Genomic DNA, 15,384 nt, shown 5'->3' on the forward strand with positions numbered 1-15,384 from the left:
ATTTTCCTTAAATTAGGAGATAATTTCGATGATTTCACGCGTTTTAAGCGTTTCATCACTCATTTTAATTTTAACATATTTTTGGAAATCTGTAACTAGTTCCGGAGAAATTTTGCCATTTGCATATACTTTTGCGACAATTTCACCTTTTTTGACTGATTCTCCAACTTTCTTCTCAAAAACAATTCCTGTCTCATAATCAAGAGCATCTGTTTTGACTGCACGACCAGCACCTAATCTCATAGCGAAAAGACCGAACTCCATGGCTGGCAGTGCCTCAATAACACCACCTTCCTGAGCAGGAATTTCTACCACATGATCAACTGTTACAGGTCGATAAAGATCTTCTAAATCTCCACCTTGAGCGAGGACCATCGCTTCGAATTTCTTGAGTGCCTGACCATTTTCAAGATGTTGCCTTACTTCCTCGACTGTTTTTTCAACATTTGCCAGAGAAAGCATAATTTGAGCTAACTCACAGATAAAGTGACTAATATCCTCGCGTCCTTTACCCTGAAGAATTTCTAGTGCTTCTAGAATCTCCAGGCGGTTCCCAATGGCACGTCCCAAAGGTTGACTCATATCCGTAATGACTGCTACGGTCTTGCGACCAACAGCTTTCCCGAGATTCACCATGGTTTGAGCCAGTTCACGCGCCTCGTCAACTGTCTTCATAAAGGCACCTTCACCGACAGTAACATCCAGCAAAATAGCATCGGCTCCAGCTGCAATTTTTTTACTCATGACAGAACTAGCAATCAGTGGAATAGTATCAACTGTCGCTGTCACATCACGTAGTGCATAGAGCAACTTATCCGCTTTGACTAGTTGGTCAGATTGACCAATAACTGAAACTCCGATATCTTGAACCTGTTTGATAAAGTCATCCTGACTGCGTTCGACTTGAAAACCTTTGATGGATTCTAATTTATCAATTGTTCCACCTGTGTGCCCCAGACCCCTACCACTCATCTTAGCAACTGGAACATCAAAACTAGCTACCAAGGGTGCTAGGATTAAAGTTACCTTGTCACCAACACCACCCGTAGAATGTTTATCAACCTTGATACCTTCAATAGCAGATAAATCAAATTCCTGACCTGTCTTGACCATATTCATGGTTAAGTCAGAAATCTCTCTAGTGGTCATGCCTTTAAAATAAATAGCCATAGCAAAAGCTGACATCTGGTAGTCAGGAACTGTTCCTGCAACATAACCTTCAATCAGCCATTGGATTTCACTTGAGGTTAGTTCTTGTCCGTCTCTTTTTTTCTGGATTAGATCTACTGCTCTCATTCTTTCACACTTCTAAGGATATAATATCCCTTGTCTTTCTTCACGACCTCACAATTACCAAAGACTTCTTCCATCTTGTTTTTGGCACTAGGAGCTCCTTGTTTTTTCTGGATGACAATGGTCAAATCTCCACCATCAACAAGATAATCAATACTTTTCTCGATGATTTCATGAACGACCTGCTTGCCTGCACGAATGGGCGGATTCGAAATAACATGATCGAATTGCCCTTCTACCTGCTCATAAATATTGGACTGGAAGATAGTCGCTTGAACATTGTTTTTTACCGCATTTTGCTGGGCTAAATCCAGGGCACGATTATTGATATCCACCATGGTCGCTTGGGCACCATAAGCTCTAACCAAAGACAAGCCGATGGGACCATAGCCACAACCAACATCAAGAATTTTTTCACCTTTTTCGACATCTAGACATCTTAACAACAGCTGACTTCCGAAATCAATCATTTTTTTACTAAAGACACCAGCATCTGTCAAAAAGGTCATCTTTTGCCCAAGTAGCTCAACTCTAAGTTCATGAACATCATGGGCTGCATCTGGATTTTCTGCATAATACATTTTACTCATAGGATTATTTTACCATAAAATTTAGATATTTTAAATCGTTTACACGGTCTATACCAACTAAGGACCTAAGAAGAGATAACCTAGGAACATACTAATAAAAAATGAAAATAGACAAACTAGACCAATCAAAATCAGCCACCATTTCTTTAACAAAAATGCTAAGAAAATATAGAGAATGCCTAAAGTTGGTAATAGCTTAAAAAATACAAAATAGAGCCAGTTGATATTAAATCTTCCAATAGAAATATCAAAGTTCCATAAAATTGCTGATATCCATAAAAGGATGACTAATAAAATAGAGACGGCCAATTTTTTATCAGTTAAAAATTTTGCCATAACCCCACACTCCTTTATTGGTATTCCTTAGCTTTATTTTAACAAAGAAAGCGCTTTTTCTCAAATGATTCAGATGTCTTTCTTTGTAAATTATGGTATACTGAGGTATCAAACGAGGAAATTTTATGACCAACGAATTTATACATTATGAAAAAATCAGTCGCAGAACTTGGCAATCTTTACATCGTAAAACTACACCTCCTTTAACCGAGGAGGAATTGGATTCGATTAAGAGTTTTAATGACCAGATTAGTCTCCAAGATGTAACAGATATTTACCTGCCGCTAGCTCATCTGATTCAAATCTACAAACGCTCCAAAGAAGATCTAGCCTTTTCAAAAGGGATTTTTCTCCAAAGGGAGAGTAAAAATCAGCCATTTATTATCGGAATTTCAGGTAGTGTCGCTGTTGGCAAATCAACTACTAGCCGACTCTTACAAATTTTGCTTTCCCGTATTTTTCCAGAAGCAAGTGTTGAATTAGTGACAACTGATGGCTTTCTGTATCCTAACAGTATCTTAAATGAGCGAAATATCCTAAACCGAAAAGGTTTCCCTGAGAGTTATGATATGGAAAGCTTGCTCGATTTCCTTGATCAACTTAAAAACGGTCAGGATGTTGACATTCCTGTTTATTCTCACGAAATCTACGATATCGTACCTGATATAACACAAAGAGTTCAAGCAGCGGATTTTGTCATTGTAGAAGGTATCAACGTCTTTCAAACACCACGTAATAGCCGTCTTTATATTACAGACTTCTTCGATTTTTCAATCTATGTAGATGCTGCAGTCGAGGATATTGAGAGCTGGTATTTGGACCGTTTCTTGAAACTTCTTAGCTTTGCACAAGATGATCCAAACAACTATTACTATCGTTTCACCCAGCAACCAATTAGTGAAGTCAAAGATTTTGCCCATCAGGTTTGGACAAGTATTAATTTGACCAATCTACAAAACTACATCGAACCGACAAGAAATCGGGCTGAAGTCATTCTTCATAAATCTAAAAATCATGAAATTGATGAAATTTATTTAAAAAAGTGATTTCCCCTTGTCAAAATAATAGTTTTCAGATATAATGGTATAGTTAGTAAATATGGAGGTAAGAACATTGGCAAACATTAAATCAGCTATCAAACGCGCTGAATTGAACGTTAAACAAAACGAAAAGAACTCAGCTCAAAAATCAGCTATGCGTACTGCTATCAAAGCTTTTGAAGCAAACCCATCTGAAGAACTTTACCGTGCTGCTAGCTCAGCCATCGATAAAGCAGAAACTAAAGGTTTGATCCACAAGAATAAAGCTAACCGTGATAAAGCACGTCTTGCAGCTAAACTTGGTTAATCTTTAACTGGATACAAAATGAGCTCTTCGGAGCTTTTTTTGTACACATTTTTCTGGAGGTTATCATGAAAATTGCTATTATAGGATATTCAGGCTCAGGCAAATCTACTCTGGCAGAAAAACTTTCCAGCTACTACTCCATTCCTAAACTCCATATAGACCGATTGCAATTTCAGCCTGGGTGGCAAGATAGCAATCGCGATTGGATGTTAAAGGAGATGAAGACTTTCCTTTCTAAACATGAGGATTGGGTTATCGACGGCAACTATACATGGTGTAGCTACGAGGAAAGAATGGAGCAGGCTGATCAGATTATCTTTTTAAACTTCTCAGCATGGAATTGTTTAGCAAGAGCCTTTAAACGCTATCTAAGATACAGAGGAAAAGTTAGAGAAAGTATGGCAGACGGTTGTCCTGAACGTTTTGACTGGGAGTTTATCCGCTGGATTCTTTGGGATGGACGTAACTCTTCTCACAAAGACCATTATCAACAGATCTGTTCAGACTATGCTGACAAGGTAACCATAATCACTAATCAAAAAGAACTAGATGGCTTTCTTCATAAAAAAGAGGTTTCCTATTAAGGAAACCTTTTTTCTTATTCTGCAATTAAAGTCTCTAGACCAACCTTCATCATATCAGTGAAGGTGTTTTGACGTTCTTCTGCTGTAGTGTCTTCTTCTGGATTAACCAAGCTATCAGAAATCGTCATGATAGCAAGGGCATCGACATGGTGTTGAGCAGCAAGATAGTAAAGAGCTGCTGCTTCCATTTCTACAGCTTTCACACCCCATTTACCAAGCTCGATGTTCTTTTCACCATAGTTTGAATAGAAAACGTCTGATGACAAGACATTTCCGACGTGAGTAGTCATACCAAGGTCTTTGGCAATATGGTATGCCTTGTCTAGCAAGTCAAAACTTGCGATTTGTGGGAAATCGTATTGAGGCCAATCGTTGCGGATGATGTTTGAGTTGGTTGCAGCTGCTTGAGCCAAGATCAATTCACGGACGTGAACATCCTCATTCAAAGATCCAGCCGTTCCCACACGGATCAATTTCTTTACTCCGTAGTCGACAATCAACTCGCGCGCATAAATAGAGATGGATGGCATTCCCATCCCAGTTCCCATAACAGATACACGATGACCTTTGTAAGTACCTGTGTAACCAAACATGTTACGAACTTCGTTAAAGCAAACAGCGTCTTCAAGAAAATTTTCAGCGATAAATTTCGCACGAAGAGGATCCCCAGGAAGAAGAATTTTATCAGCAATTTCACCCTGCTTAGCAGCAATATGGATAGACATAATATAAGATACCAAACCCGTCAAAAAGCGAAGGGAAAATAGGAGTTGCGCGCAGTGAGCGATGCTCGCTAGACCAACTATCTTTTTCCCACTGCTTTTAGGGTGGGTTCAATTCCTTTCTTTTTTAATTTTGATGATTTAGAGGGGAGTAACCCGTATTCAGTTCTGCGAATACGATTAACCCATCCTTTCTGTGTATTTTTATAGAGAAAAGCTTTCCGCTCGTGTTCAAATTAGAACACATGCTCATCCTTTCTTTATTAAATGATATTGATTATAAGTCAAAAATATATTTTGAATTAGAAAAATTAGAGTATTCTTATTAAGTTTCTTTTGTCCTTGTCTTTGGTCGTAAGTATTCCTCCCAAGAGATTCGGTCCAGCATTTTAGCAAAACCAAATGCCAAGTAAGCAGTCACCAAAAGAAAGGGTATAGCCTCAAATGACTGACCAGTGAAGCCCATTACCAATCCAGTTGCAGACAGGGGTGCCTTCAAGGTCACAGCTAAAAAGCAAACCGAACCTAATAGTAAGACTGCCGGCTGATTGCCACTACCTAAAATCATGGTCAAGAGTGCAGCTCCTGCCATCCCCAAGGCAAAAGATGGGGTCAAGGTACCGCCATAGGCACCTGCCCAAAGGGTAACTAAAACGACCAAGGCTTTCAAGACAAACAAGAGGATTACCGTCTTGGCATTACTGCCGTTTAAAATCTCCTGAGCCATCATACGCCCATTACCAAGTAGATGAGGCAAATGGCTAGCCAATCCAACAAGGAAAAGGAATGTTACCGGCAGAGTATAGAGTATCCGCTTGTCCTTTATTCTCTTTGAAGAAGCTTGTTTGTTGAAGCGACTAAAAAGCCAAGCGAGTGGAGTCAGAAAAAGAACTAATAAGGGAACAAGCCACATATCACCTAGTGACCAAGTCAGAGCTGGAATCTGGTAGAGAGCATGATCTGAAACAACAAAGCCTGCTGTAAAGGCTGATACATATGTAGTCAGACCGACCAAGAAAAAACGTTTGACAGATAAAGCAATTCCCAAGGTTTCAAAAACGAAAAACACACTCGTTAATGGAACCTGATAGACAGCCGCTAAACCCGCACCAGCTCCACAGGTAATGAGAAAGATTTGGTCCTTCACGGAGAGAGAAAAAATATTGGCAATAGGTCTTGCAAATAAAGCTCCAATCTCCCGCGGCGCAGCTTCCTTACCGATAGGCGCTCCGCCTCCAACTGCAACAATCTGCCAAATTGAATGAACTAACTGTTTTAAAAAATGAAGTTTGTATTGTATTGTTTCATCTTTCATCTGCGCTTTGATGGAAAAAATCTTTGCTTTTCTTTGCAAGAAATACCAGACCAAGGCAGAACTGACTCCCACGATGATTAAACTGAAGCCTATTCGTGATGAGGCAACACCATCTGTCAAGAATCCAGTGTTATGCTCTGTTTGACCAAAAGCAATCCCTTCAACCAGCTCTAAAAGATAATGGAGCAAAATTCCGAATATACCTGTAACTAGCCCTAGCATGATAACCGCTAGAACTAATTTGAGGTTATATGGGATCTTCTGAAGACTCCTCCTCAACTCATGTACCATGATTATAATTCAGCAAGAATCGCTTTCAGCAATCCTTTGAAGTCTCCTTTGACGCGCTCAGTCACTTCCACTACTTCTTCGTGGTTAAGTTCTTCTTGGAAACCAGCAGCATGGTTAGTGATACATGAAATACCAAGAACTTTCAATCCAGAGTGAGCTGCTACAATAACTTCAGGAACAGTAGACATACCAACCGCGTCTGCTCCCAATGTCTTATAGGCACGGATTTCTGCTGGAGTTTCATAAGTTGGACCTGTAACACCGATATAAACCCCATCATCCAGTTTAATGCCCAATTTGTCTGCTACTTGATGAGCAGTCTCACGGTATTCTGGAGTGTAAGCTTTCGACATATCAGGGAAACGTGGACCAAAGTCATCCAAGTTTTCACCAATCAAGGGGTTTTGACCAGTCATGTTGATGTGGTCAGTAATAGCCATCAAGGTACCAGGACCGAAGCCGATACCACCAGCAGCGTTGGTTACAAGCACTCCTTCACATCCCAAAACTTTCATGACACGGACAGGGAAAGTCACAACTTCAAGAGGATTTCCTTCGTAGAAGTGGAAACGACCTTGAAGAGCCAATACTTTACGTCCAGCAAGATCACCATAAACCAATTTACCAGCATGTCCGACTACTGTGGATTGACCCCAGTTTGGAATGTCAGAGTAGTCTACTACGACTGCATTTTCGATTTCTTCAGCCAATTCTCCAAGACCTGAACCAAGGATCAAACCGAACTCAGGAGCTTCGATTCCTTTGCCCTTCAAAAATGCTGCTGTTTCATTGATTTTATTTAATAATGTCATTGTGTGTCTCCTTTATTAGTTTTTTAGCATTTGACCGATTTTGTCAAAAGTTTTAGCATTACGAATGGTGATTTGGCGGTAGAAAGGCATCTTGAGCAAGTACTTGTGATAGGCAGTTGCATAGTAGGATTCCTCAGAAAATTTCCCCCAGAAAATCCCAAGTCTTCCAAAATGAACGACTTCATCTTTCAGTTCCAAACTGTTCACTTTCTCGATGACTTGATCCACATCCAAGCTCTCAGTGTAAAAGAGCACATCTTTTCGAGCTAGGTCTTTGGTCCACCATTCTGGCAGATTATTCAGCTCTGCTTCATAGTCTTCCTGACTCAGCAAAGAAAAGTTCTGAATAAATGGATAATTGACTGAAAAGAAAGCCTCTAACTTTTTAACCAATTGGGCTTTGGGAGCTGTAGAAGTAAAGAAAATATTGCCACTGTTGATGTAGGTTTCAACCTTTTCCAGTCCCAACTCTGTCAGTTCTTGACGAAGTTGCGCCATGACAACCTTATTTTTCCCACCGACATTAATGCCCCGAACAAGTAAAGCATATCGCGTCATCTTATACCAATTTATCTAAGAAACTTTCACCGATCATGGCTTTTTCAACACCAAAGTTCTCTGCAATCGTTGCTGAGATGTCAGCGAAGTGTCCAACTGGAATTAATCCATTGCCTTTAAAGGATGGACTGTATGCCAAAAGTGGAATATATTCACGAGTATGGTCAGTACCAGCATAGGTTGGGTCATTTCCGTGGTCAGCAGTAATCAAAAGAAGATCGTCTTCTCTCATTGCTGCCATAATTTCTGGCAAGCGCTCATCAAACTCATGCAAACAATCACGATAGCCGTGTGGATCACGACGGTGTCCATATAAAGCATCAAAGTCTACCAAGTTTGTGAAGGAGAATCCTTTTTCAAATTCAGGAAGTCCCATAGTCTTCAATAGTGTATCAATTCCATGACTATTTGACTTATTGTGACCCATATCGTGATTGATACCAGCACCGTTGAAGATATCATTAATCTTACCAACTGCATATGTATCAATACCAGCTTCATTCAATTTGTCCAAAACAGTTGGAGCAAATGGAGATACAGCTAAGTCACGACGGTTAGCCGTACGAGTGAAGTTTCCAGGCTCACCAACATAAGGACGAGCAATAATGCGTCCGAGAAGAGCTGGACGCTCTAAAGTAATCGAACGAGCGTATTCACAGATACGGTAGAGTTCATCCAAAGGAATGATATCTTCGTGGGCTGCGATTTGAAGAACTGGGTCAGCTGATGTATAGATAATCAACTCGCCAGTTTCCATTTGGCGTGGTCCAAAGTCATCGATGACAGCTGTTCCTGAGTATGGTTTGTTGGCTTCACGAATAACCTTACGTCCTGAAAATTCTTCTATTTTAGTAAGGATTTCCTCTGGGAATCCATTCCAAAAAGTATCGAAAGGTTCAGTGATATTAAGTCCCATGATTTCCCAGTGACCAGTCATGGTATCTTTACCTAGAGATACCTCTTCAAGCTTAGTTGCATAACCTGTTGGATTGCTCTCAGCTGGAACTGTCTTCAATGGTGTTTCGCGAGGAATGTTCCCAAGACCAAGTTTTGCCATATTTGGAACATTCAAACCTACTGATTTTGAAATGTGTCCAAGCGTGTCTGATGCACCATCAGGAACACCAGCGTTGACAAAGTTATGAGCATCTGGTGCTGCACCGATTCCTACAGAATCTAGCACCACCAAGTGAATACGATTAAATTTTGGCATAGTGTGTCTCCTTTTTATTTTGATTATTTTGCTTTTGTTGAAGTTAAAATCTGAACGCCCTCTTGTCCAGCAACGATGACCTTATCCACCATTTGGTTAAACAAGCCATGCTCGACGACACCAACGACATGATCCAATTCTTGTCCAAGAGCAATTGGGTCTTCAATCACTTCCAAGGCAAGGTCGATGATAAAGTTTTGCATATCCGTCACAAAACGTTGACCATCCTTTTCACGAAAGCTCGGTTTATAGCCAGCTCGTTCAAATCGACGAAATACCTGTTCGGCACCATATTGAACAACCTCTACTGGTAATTTAAAGGCACCGAGTTTCTCTACTAGCTTACTTTCATCAACTACCCAGATATATTCTTTAGATGGAGTTGCGACAACCTTTTCCATGAGAAGGGCCCCACCACCGCCTTTGATGCCGTTAAACTGACTGTCTACTTCATCTGCACCATCAACTGTCAGGTCTACAAAGTCTACTTGATCAATAGACTTAAGAGGAATATTGAGTCCTTCTGCCTGCTTGCTGGTCACACTAGAAGTCGTTACAGCTGTAATTTGTAAGCCCTCTTCCTTGATACGACGACCTATTTCTTCTACGAAATAGTAGGCAGTTGAGCCTGTTCCAAGTCCGACAACCATACCATCTTTGACGAACTCGGCAGCTTTAATTCCTGCCATTTTTTTCAGATTTTCCACTTATACACCTCCAAATAGACCTACTTCTATTATAGCATGAATACGCTTCAAATTCATCCTTACACTAGAAAAACCCGAACATTTTATTTCGGGTTTTGTGATGTCTATTTAACCATATCAGGGTCATAGTCGTAAAATCCAGTATCCAAGAAACGATTTTTAGGATGGAGCTTGCGAACTTCTTCATCAAGCAAGAAGGCTTGGTCATGAGTAAAGTTACCTTCTTGAATCAAATTGCGCGCTTGGATAAAGAGTTTTGCAATTTCTACAAAGTTTTGGCCTGGAGTGTAGAGACCTTCAAGCTTCCAATGAGTGAAACCATGTTCTACCAACTCAGTCAATTTTGTCATCAAATCAAGGTCATTGTTGGCAAAGATGTGGGTCCCATGATTGTCTTCAAAAATGGAATAGTGACTCTCTGGGTCACTTGGTTCAGCCAAGAAGAGGTCACGCTTGCGAGTCTTTTCATCATCGATATGCGTAAAATTATAGTAATTTTGCAAGAGTGGACGCTTCGAATGGTGGATAACACTAGCACCGTATACCAAGACCTCAGCAGGAATTTCCAAAATCTCAGGCATCTTGAAGAGCTCAGCAGATGGAATTTCACGCGCCAAAACAGCCTCAGATACGCCAGCCTTTTGTCCCCAGAAGTTTATCTGACGACTGCTAGTTACCATAGTCGAAGCATCGTAGATGGTCTTAAATGAATAACCATCGCGATTGACCACGTAAAAGACACCTGCATCCCCAATCGTAATGTAGTCTGTCTTGATTTCTTCCAAGAAATCTAAGAAAGGCTTGATACGATCCATCATATCTTGGTGCATGAGGGCATTGACTGCAACGATCAATTCCTTACCAGCATCATGAACCAGCTTAGCGATTTCACGCAATTGGTCATAACTAAAGGTTGTTGGCAGACGAAGGCCAAAATTTTTCTCACCGACATAGATCCTGTCTACACCAGCTTCAAGCAGTTGTTCAACTTGTTCAATACTTTCAGCAGTTGCTGTAATGATAATCTTTTCCATAAGGAAAATTATACCATATTTCCAAAAAATCAGCTAGATAGAAAAGTGAGTCTTGTTAATCCAAATTTTTAAAAAAGTGAACTGCATCAATGGCAGTTCACTTTTTAGATTTATGCTTGTGTCTTTTCAACAAGTCGTCCGTCATTCATCACATAAATACGGTCAACCTTATCTAGTAAGCGAGTATCATGCGTAATCATGACAACTCCCCTGCCTTGCTCATGGGCAATTGAAGCCAGCATATCCGTAACCTGGTATGCACGTTGTGTATCCAAGCTAGCTGTCGGCTCATCTGCAAGTACGATACTAGGATTATTATAAAGGGCTCTAGCAATTGCAGCTCGTTGGCGTTCACCACCAGAGAGAGCTTTGGGATAGTGATTTTGAACCTTTTCCAGGTCCAACAAACTGAACAACTCTTGTCGGTTACTTTTTTCTGATTTCTTTTTATCCAAACGGTCAATTAAATCTAATTGCTCCTTAACCGTTAAAAAGGGAATCAGATTTGAAGCCTGGAGGATAAAACCAAATTCACTAAAGCGCAAATCCGTTTTTTCTTTTTCAGATAAATGCCCAGTCTCTTTTCCCTTTACTAGAATCTTTCCACTTGAAGCTTCTTGAAGTTGGCCTAGAGTCGTTAAAAAGGTTGTTTTACCTGATCCAGAAGGCCCCACAATCGCTACAAACTCCCCAGCGTTTAGCTGAAAGTTGGTCTCATTGAGAGCTGTAACTTTCATATTGCCTTCGCCATAAGTTTTTGTCACTTGAATCATCTCAATTAATGTCGTCATATCATTCTCCTTATCATTCTGAAATCGCTGTAGTTGGATCCACTTTAAGTAGACGCGGAAGCGAAATGACGCCACCTAGTAGTGCCATCAAGCAAATGACCAGGCTTAACACAAAGTATGCCAACCAATTAGGGTAGAAAAAGAAGGTTGCAGGTAAGACTAAAATGACAGCCCAAATGGCTACTAAGGCCAATCCGATACCCAAAGCAGATAAAAGAAAAATCTGACAGAAAAGGGACCAAACGATGGATTTTATCTGAATTCCTTGTGCTCGCATAATGCCATAAAGACCTAATTTTTGAATGGTAATGATATAAATAAAAATCCCTACAATCAGACCTGTAATGACTATCATTGCTAGAATCATTCCTGAGAATACATTGACCTGAGGGGTATAGCCAGGAATTTTTGAAATCATTTTTTGAATAGAAATCTGCTTCAAGCCATCGCCAGTCACTTCTACATCATTTTGCAATACCAATGCAGAGATAGAGCGATTAGCTTTTGTTGTTCCTTGTAAATTCCAATAGGTTGTCAGGCTCGTAAAAACAACAGGTTCTGTGAAAAATTTATTTTCTTTTGTCAAACCTACAATCTTAAAACTTGTTTCACTCCCGTTAAGTTGAATTGCGTCCCCAAGTTTGATGCCATAATTTTCAAAAGACTGATCCACTACAACTTCTTGGTCATTTTCTGGGTAACGACCTTCAATCAAGCTTGGCGAGACAAAACTGTCCCACCCTTGACCAAAAATAGAGACATTCAACTTATCACTACTATCGACAAGGTTTGTTACCGCAAACATGTAGCTTAGGGGAACAGCATCCTTAGACACTTTATCTTTGTAGTCTTTTTCTGGTATAAAGGATGCAGTCAAATTATCATTTGCATAATCGGATAGCACAACTCCTGTTGCTTGCCAATTATCAATAGCAGCCCTGTTATTTCGAACAAGCCCGAGAGCCAAACTAGTCATAAAAAAGACCATAAAAGCAATGAGAAAAATGGTTGTTAGAATTAAACTGTAACGCAGTTTATTCTGTAAAATTTCTTTGATAGCAAGATACATGCCAATCTCCTTTAAGTATTCTGTTGTCGAGGGAACAAATCTCCTCTTTACCATAGCACTATAGATAGAAAACTATCTCGTCATGAACAACTAGAATCAATTTAAAAGAATCCTGTCCTTACTTCAAAATTGAATTTATTTGCATCTGTGTATGATTTTTATTCGTTTTAACCATCAAATTTCCCCTCATTGAAATAAGAGAAAAATAATAAAGTTTAAACGGTTTACTCATCCTATCATTTTCCCATCAGCATGTCAAGAAAACCGAAATTGGCCTTGATAACAGATTTTATGCAATTTGTAACCATTCTGTAATAATTCTCTCTTTAAAAAGTGATAAAATAGTAATGTACTGTTAAGGAGAGAAATATGCCCGCTAGAAAATTACACCCGTATGAGTTTGAACAAGAAAGTATAAAAACTGCTCAGTTTCAAGATTATGTTCCAGAAAATGCTTCTGTCGCTAGTGTAAAGGAAGTTCTATTTTTTGTAAACATCGCTTGCTTCTGCGTCTTTTTAGCGATTTTTAGCTTTTTGTTCTTATCACTAAAAGTAAACACTGTCTTATCATTTGCTTTGGCTATCGGTCTTAGTCTTGTAGCATTGCAATTTCAGCGTACTTTTATCAAGAAAAAATTCAAATAAAAACCTTCGATGAATCGAAGGTTTTTTTATTTATTCTTTCGTTTGGATGGTGTTGAGATAGTTATCTTGACTTCAAAAATTGTTCCGTTAGGTTTGTTATCTTTCACACTGATGCTTCCTTTAAGAGCATCTACGATTTGCTTAGCTAAAGACAAACCTAAACCGAAACCACCCTTTTGACGTGTCCGAGCCTTATCAACGCGATAAAATCGATCAAAGATTTTCTTTTTATCGGTTGCAGAAATACCAATTCCATTATCTGCTACCTTTAGATAGAGACTGCGTTCTGTCGTTGAAATCTCAAAATAAATATCTCCTTCTTCTTCTGTATACTTGACCGCATTGTCAAACAGAATCGTCATCAATTGCTTGAGGAGGAGTTTATCTGTGATAATGGTGCGATGAACACGATTTTGGAAACGAAAAACACGATTATTCTCGGACGCAATCATCTCATAGTTAGTAAAGGTTGTATTAAAGAAGTCTGGCTTTACCTCTCCAAACTCAGGCTTGATTCCATCATCCCTACGTGCCAGATTGAGAAGGTTAGTCGTTAGAAACTTCATATTTCGAACTTCTTCCAAACTAGAAGCGATGCTCTCACTTGACTCCATAATAGTCGCCTCTGGTTTTCTAAAAAGAGTTTCCAGACGGTTCTGAAGAACTGCCAACGGAGTCCGTAATTCATGACTGGCATTTTCCACAAAGCTTTTCTGCTTTTGCATACTTTCAAGTAAGGGTTTAACACTGACACGTGCAAGATAGAGACTGGCTAAGATAGATAGAATCCAGAAACTTGCCATCACCACCACGATTAACTGCTCGTGGTTTTGACTAATTTGCTCTAGTTGACTTGTGTTAATCAGGATAGCAGCATACTTAATATTAGTCGAAACAGAATCAATATTCATTTCCGTTAAGACCACCCGATAAATCTCATCCTGGCCGTAGCTATTCACAACATGAAGTTGTCGGATATGGTTTAAATCCTTTTTATTGAAGGTTATTCTGTCTAATCCCAAAAAGCGATTACCAGTCACTAATTGATTGAGATTCGAATCTAGCAAAATCACTTCAGTATTGGAACTCACATTTGGCTTTTTATCTGAAGCTGAAGCGACACTGCCACTATCTAAATCCTTAACGTCTTCAGTTGCACGATTGACTGCCAATTGAATGATGTCCTGAGGATTGTTGCTGAGAGATAGCAGTTTCTCATCTACTGATGTGTAGAGACTGGAGTGCATAACCTGCAAGATAATCAAGGTCATAGCAGAGAAGATGAGCGTAAAGACACCAAAGTTACGGACAAAGTAGCTGAAATCTTCTGCGTACCAATTCTTTTTTAATTTCTTAAGCATGTTTTAAAATATATCCAACACTACGCAAAGTTTGGAGATTTTCAGCAAAGGCTGAACCTTTCAATTTCTTACGAACTTTTGATACATAGACTTCTACTACAGAGATGGTTGTATCACTGTCAAATCCCCATAAACGGTCAAAGATTTGGGTTTTTGGTAAGATGACATTTTGGTTTTGGAGGAAATAGACCAAGAGTTCAAATTCTTTACCAAGCAGCTCAACAGGGGCATCTTTAACCTTAACTTCATTAGTAGATAGATTGACTGTCAAATCACCGTACGTTAAGGTATTTTCGTTAAATTTCCCTGAGCGTTTGAGAAGGGCCTGAATACGCATCTTGAGTTCTTCTAGATAAAATGGTTTAGTTAGATAATCATCTGCTCCCAGCTCAAACCCATGTCCTTTGTCATCAAGACTTTCCTTAGCCGTCATGATCAGAACTGGAGTTGAAATACCTTTTTCGCGTAGTTCTTTTAAGACTTGGAAACCATTTTTTTCTGGTAACATCAAGTCCAATAGAATCAGGTCATAGACGCCACTTTCAGCCTCGTAGAGACCTTCTTCGCCATCAAATACCTGCATAACATCTGCAAAATCATCCAAAAAATCAAAGACTGAATTTGACAGGCCTAGGTCATCTTCCACTAATAGAATTTTAATCATCAAAAATTCCTCCTTATTATATCCATTATAGCAAAAATATCTTAAAAAAAAC

17 protein-coding genes and 1 pseudogene are annotated in these 15,384 nt (G+C 39.5%); 4 read left to right on the forward strand and 14 right to left on the reverse strand.

Going from position 1 to position 15,384, the window contains the following annotated elements:
* Positions 1-12: 12 nt before the first annotated feature.
* From QM859_RS02395 to QM859_RS02405, 3 genes are read right to left on the reverse strand one after another with little or no spacing between them, the layout of a single operon-like run.
* Positions 13-1,296 (reverse strand): pyrimidine-nucleoside phosphorylase, encoded by a 1,284-nt coding sequence (locus QM859_RS02395; protein ID WP_414261998.1) that lies wholly within the window; start codon positions 1,294-1,296, stop codon positions 13-15.
* Complete coding sequence (locus tag QM859_RS02400; protein ID WP_414261999.1) at positions 1,293-1,883, reverse strand: class I SAM-dependent methyltransferase; 591 nt, start codon at positions 1,881-1,883, stop codon at positions 1,293-1,295. Before QM859_RS02400 ends, QM859_RS02395 begins: the two co-directional genes overlap by 4 nt.
* A 57-nt stretch (positions 1,884-1,940) precedes the next feature.
* Positions 1,941-2,219, reverse strand: a complete 279-nt coding sequence (locus QM859_RS02405) for a 1,4-dihydroxy-2-naphthoate prenyltransferase (protein WP_414262000.1) — start codon at positions 2,217-2,219, stop codon at positions 1,941-1,943.
* A 125-nt stretch (positions 2,220-2,344) separates the two neighbouring features.
* On the opposite strand from QM859_RS02405, the gene coaA reads away from it, so the two are divergent.
* The 3 genes from coaA (at position 2,345) to QM859_RS02420 (ending at position 4,150) form a co-directional block, all read left to right on the forward strand.
* Positions 2,345-3,265 carry a type I pantothenate kinase gene (coaA, locus tag QM859_RS02410; RefSeq protein ID WP_414262001.1) on the forward strand — a complete coding sequence of 307 codons (921 nt, stop codon included), beginning with the start codon at positions 2,345-2,347 and terminating at the stop codon, positions 3,263-3,265.
* Positions 3,266-3,317: 52 nt separating this feature from the next.
* Positions 3,318-3,566 carry a 30S ribosomal protein S20 gene (gene rpsT / locus QM859_RS02415; protein WP_029689886.1) on the forward strand — a complete coding sequence of 83 codons (249 nt, stop codon included), beginning with the start codon at positions 3,318-3,320 and terminating at the stop codon, positions 3,564-3,566.
* A 65-nt stretch (positions 3,567-3,631) separates the two neighbouring features.
* The gene (locus tag QM859_RS02420; RefSeq protein ID WP_414262002.1) at positions 3,632-4,150 is read left to right on the forward strand and encodes a DNA topology modulation protein; all 519 of its coding nucleotides are present in this window, start codon (positions 3,632-3,634) and stop codon (positions 4,148-4,150) included.
* Positions 4,151-4,164: 14 nt separating this feature from the next.
* Here the strand turns inward: QM859_RS02420 and deoD are convergent, their stop codons facing one another.
* From deoD to QM859_RS02465, 9 genes and pseudogenes are all read right to left on the reverse strand, one after another.
* Positions 4,165-4,875, reverse strand: a complete 711-nt coding sequence (deoD, locus tag QM859_RS02425; RefSeq protein WP_414262003.1) for a purine-nucleoside phosphorylase — start codon at positions 4,873-4,875, stop codon at positions 4,165-4,167.
* Positions 4,876-5,197: 322 nt separating this feature from the next.
* Entirely contained in the window at positions 5,198-6,478 is a 1,281-nt protein-coding gene (locus QM859_RS02430; protein ID WP_414262004.1) for a chloride channel protein, read from the reverse strand.
* A gap of 2 nt (positions 6,479-6,480) precedes the next feature.
* Positions 6,481-7,290, reverse strand: a complete 810-nt coding sequence (locus QM859_RS02435; protein WP_070677156.1) for a purine-nucleoside phosphorylase — start codon at positions 7,288-7,290, stop codon at positions 6,481-6,483.
* A pseudogene (locus tag QM859_RS02440) lies at positions 7,287-7,848 on the reverse strand (DUF1697 domain-containing protein). The gene QM859_RS02435 and the pseudogene QM859_RS02440 overlap by 4 nt, the downstream one beginning before the upstream one ends.
* A gap of 1 nt (position 7,849) precedes the next feature.
* Positions 7,850-9,061 (reverse strand): phosphopentomutase, encoded by a 1,212-nt coding sequence (locus tag QM859_RS02445; protein ID WP_223332850.1) that lies wholly within the window; start codon positions 9,059-9,061, stop codon positions 7,850-7,852.
* 23 nt (positions 9,062-9,084) lie between these two features.
* Positions 9,085-9,768 (reverse strand): ribose-5-phosphate isomerase RpiA, encoded by a 684-nt coding sequence (gene rpiA, locus QM859_RS02450; protein ID WP_074324207.1) that lies wholly within the window; start codon positions 9,766-9,768, stop codon positions 9,085-9,087.
* A gap of 104 nt (positions 9,769-9,872) precedes the next feature.
* The gene (locus QM859_RS02455) at positions 9,873-10,802 is read right to left on the reverse strand and encodes a peptidase U32 family protein (RefSeq protein ID WP_414262005.1); all 930 of its coding nucleotides are present in this window, start codon (positions 10,800-10,802) and stop codon (positions 9,873-9,875) included.
* A gap of 110 nt (positions 10,803-10,912) precedes the next feature.
* Positions 10,913-11,593 carry an ABC transporter ATP-binding protein gene (locus QM859_RS02460; protein ID WP_414262006.1) on the reverse strand — a complete coding sequence of 227 codons (681 nt, stop codon included), beginning with the start codon at positions 11,591-11,593 and terminating at the stop codon, positions 10,913-10,915.
* 13 nt (positions 11,594-11,606) lie between these two features.
* Complete coding sequence (locus QM859_RS02465; protein ID WP_414262007.1) at positions 11,607-12,662, reverse strand: ABC transporter permease; 1,056 nt, start codon at positions 12,660-12,662, stop codon at positions 11,607-11,609.
* Between the two features lie 369 nt (positions 12,663-13,031).
* On the opposite strand from QM859_RS02465, the gene QM859_RS02470 reads away from it, so the two are divergent.
* Entirely contained in the window at positions 13,032-13,307 is a 276-nt protein-coding gene (locus QM859_RS02470) for a DUF3270 family protein (RefSeq protein ID WP_414262008.1), read from the forward strand.
* A 26-nt stretch (positions 13,308-13,333) separates the two neighbouring features.
* Here the strand turns inward: QM859_RS02470 and QM859_RS02475 are convergent, their stop codons facing one another.
* Both QM859_RS02475 and ciaR read right to left on the reverse strand, forming a co-directional pair.
* Complete coding sequence (locus QM859_RS02475) at positions 13,334-14,668, reverse strand: sensor histidine kinase (protein ID WP_414262009.1); 1,335 nt, start codon at positions 14,666-14,668, stop codon at positions 13,334-13,336.
* Positions 14,661-15,332 carry a two-component system response regulator CiaR gene (gene ciaR / locus QM859_RS02480; protein ID WP_414262010.1) on the reverse strand — a complete coding sequence of 224 codons (672 nt, stop codon included), beginning with the start codon at positions 15,330-15,332 and terminating at the stop codon, positions 14,661-14,663. The genes QM859_RS02475 and ciaR overlap by 8 nt, the downstream gene beginning before the upstream one ends.
* Between the last annotated feature and the right edge of the window lie 52 nt (positions 15,333-15,384).

It is taken from the genome of Streptococcus infantis (genome assembly GCF_047463175.1).
GTDB classification, from domain to species: Bacteria; Bacillota; Bacilli; order Lactobacillales; family Streptococcaceae; genus Streptococcus; species Streptococcus infantis_AC.

Bases quoted from the DNA above. Each gene is read 5' to 3' on its own strand.
- QM859_RS02395 (WP_414261998.1), bottom strand. From the start codon at position 1,296: ATGAGAGCAGTAGATCTAATCCAGAAAAAAAGAGACGGACAAGAACTA.
- QM859_RS02400 (WP_414261999.1), bottom strand. From the start codon at position 1,883: ATGAGTAAAATGTATTATGCAGAAAATCCAGATGCAGCCCATGATGTT.
- QM859_RS02405 (WP_414262000.1), bottom strand. From the start codon at position 2,219: ATGGCAAAATTTTTAACTGATAAAAAATTGGCCGTCTCTATTTTATTA.
- coaA (WP_414262001.1), top strand. From the start codon at position 2,345: ATGACCAACGAATTTATACATTATGAAAAAATCAGTCGCAGAACTTGG.
- rpsT (WP_029689886.1), top strand. From the start codon at position 3,318: ATGGAGGTAAGAACATTGGCAAACATTAAATCAGCTATCAAACGCGCT.
- QM859_RS02420 (WP_414262002.1), top strand. From the start codon at position 3,632: ATGAAAATTGCTATTATAGGATATTCAGGCTCAGGCAAATCTACTCTG.
- deoD (WP_414262003.1), bottom strand. From the start codon at position 4,875: ATGTCTATCCATATTGCTGCTAAGCAGGGTGAAATTGCTGATAAAATT.
- QM859_RS02430 (WP_414262004.1), bottom strand. From the start codon at position 6,478: ATGGTACATGAGTTGAGGAGGAGTCTTCAGAAGATCCCATATAACCTC.
- QM859_RS02435 (WP_070677156.1), bottom strand. From the start codon at position 7,290: ATGACATTATTAAATAAAATCAATGAAACAGCAGCATTTTTGAAGGGC.
- QM859_RS02445 (WP_223332850.1), bottom strand. From the start codon at position 9,061: ATGCCAAAATTTAATCGTATTCACTTGGTGGTGCTAGATTCTGTAGGA.
- QM859_RS02455 (WP_414262005.1), bottom strand. From the start codon at position 10,802: ATGGAAAAGATTATCATTACAGCAACTGCTGAAAGTATTGAACAAGTT.
- QM859_RS02460 (WP_414262006.1), bottom strand. From the start codon at position 11,593: ATGACGACATTAATTGAGATGATTCAAGTGACAAAAACTTATGGCGAA.
- QM859_RS02465 (WP_414262007.1), bottom strand. From the start codon at position 12,662: ATGTATCTTGCTATCAAAGAAATTTTACAGAATAAACTGCGTTACAGT.
- QM859_RS02470 (WP_414262008.1), top strand. From the start codon at position 13,032: ATGCCCGCTAGAAAATTACACCCGTATGAGTTTGAACAAGAAAGTATA.
- QM859_RS02475 (WP_414262009.1), bottom strand. From the start codon at position 14,668: ATGCTTAAGAAATTAAAAAAGAATTGGTACGCAGAAGATTTCAGCTAC.
- ciaR (WP_414262010.1), bottom strand. From the start codon at position 15,332: ATGATTAAAATTCTATTAGTGGAAGATGACCTAGGCCTGTCAAATTCA.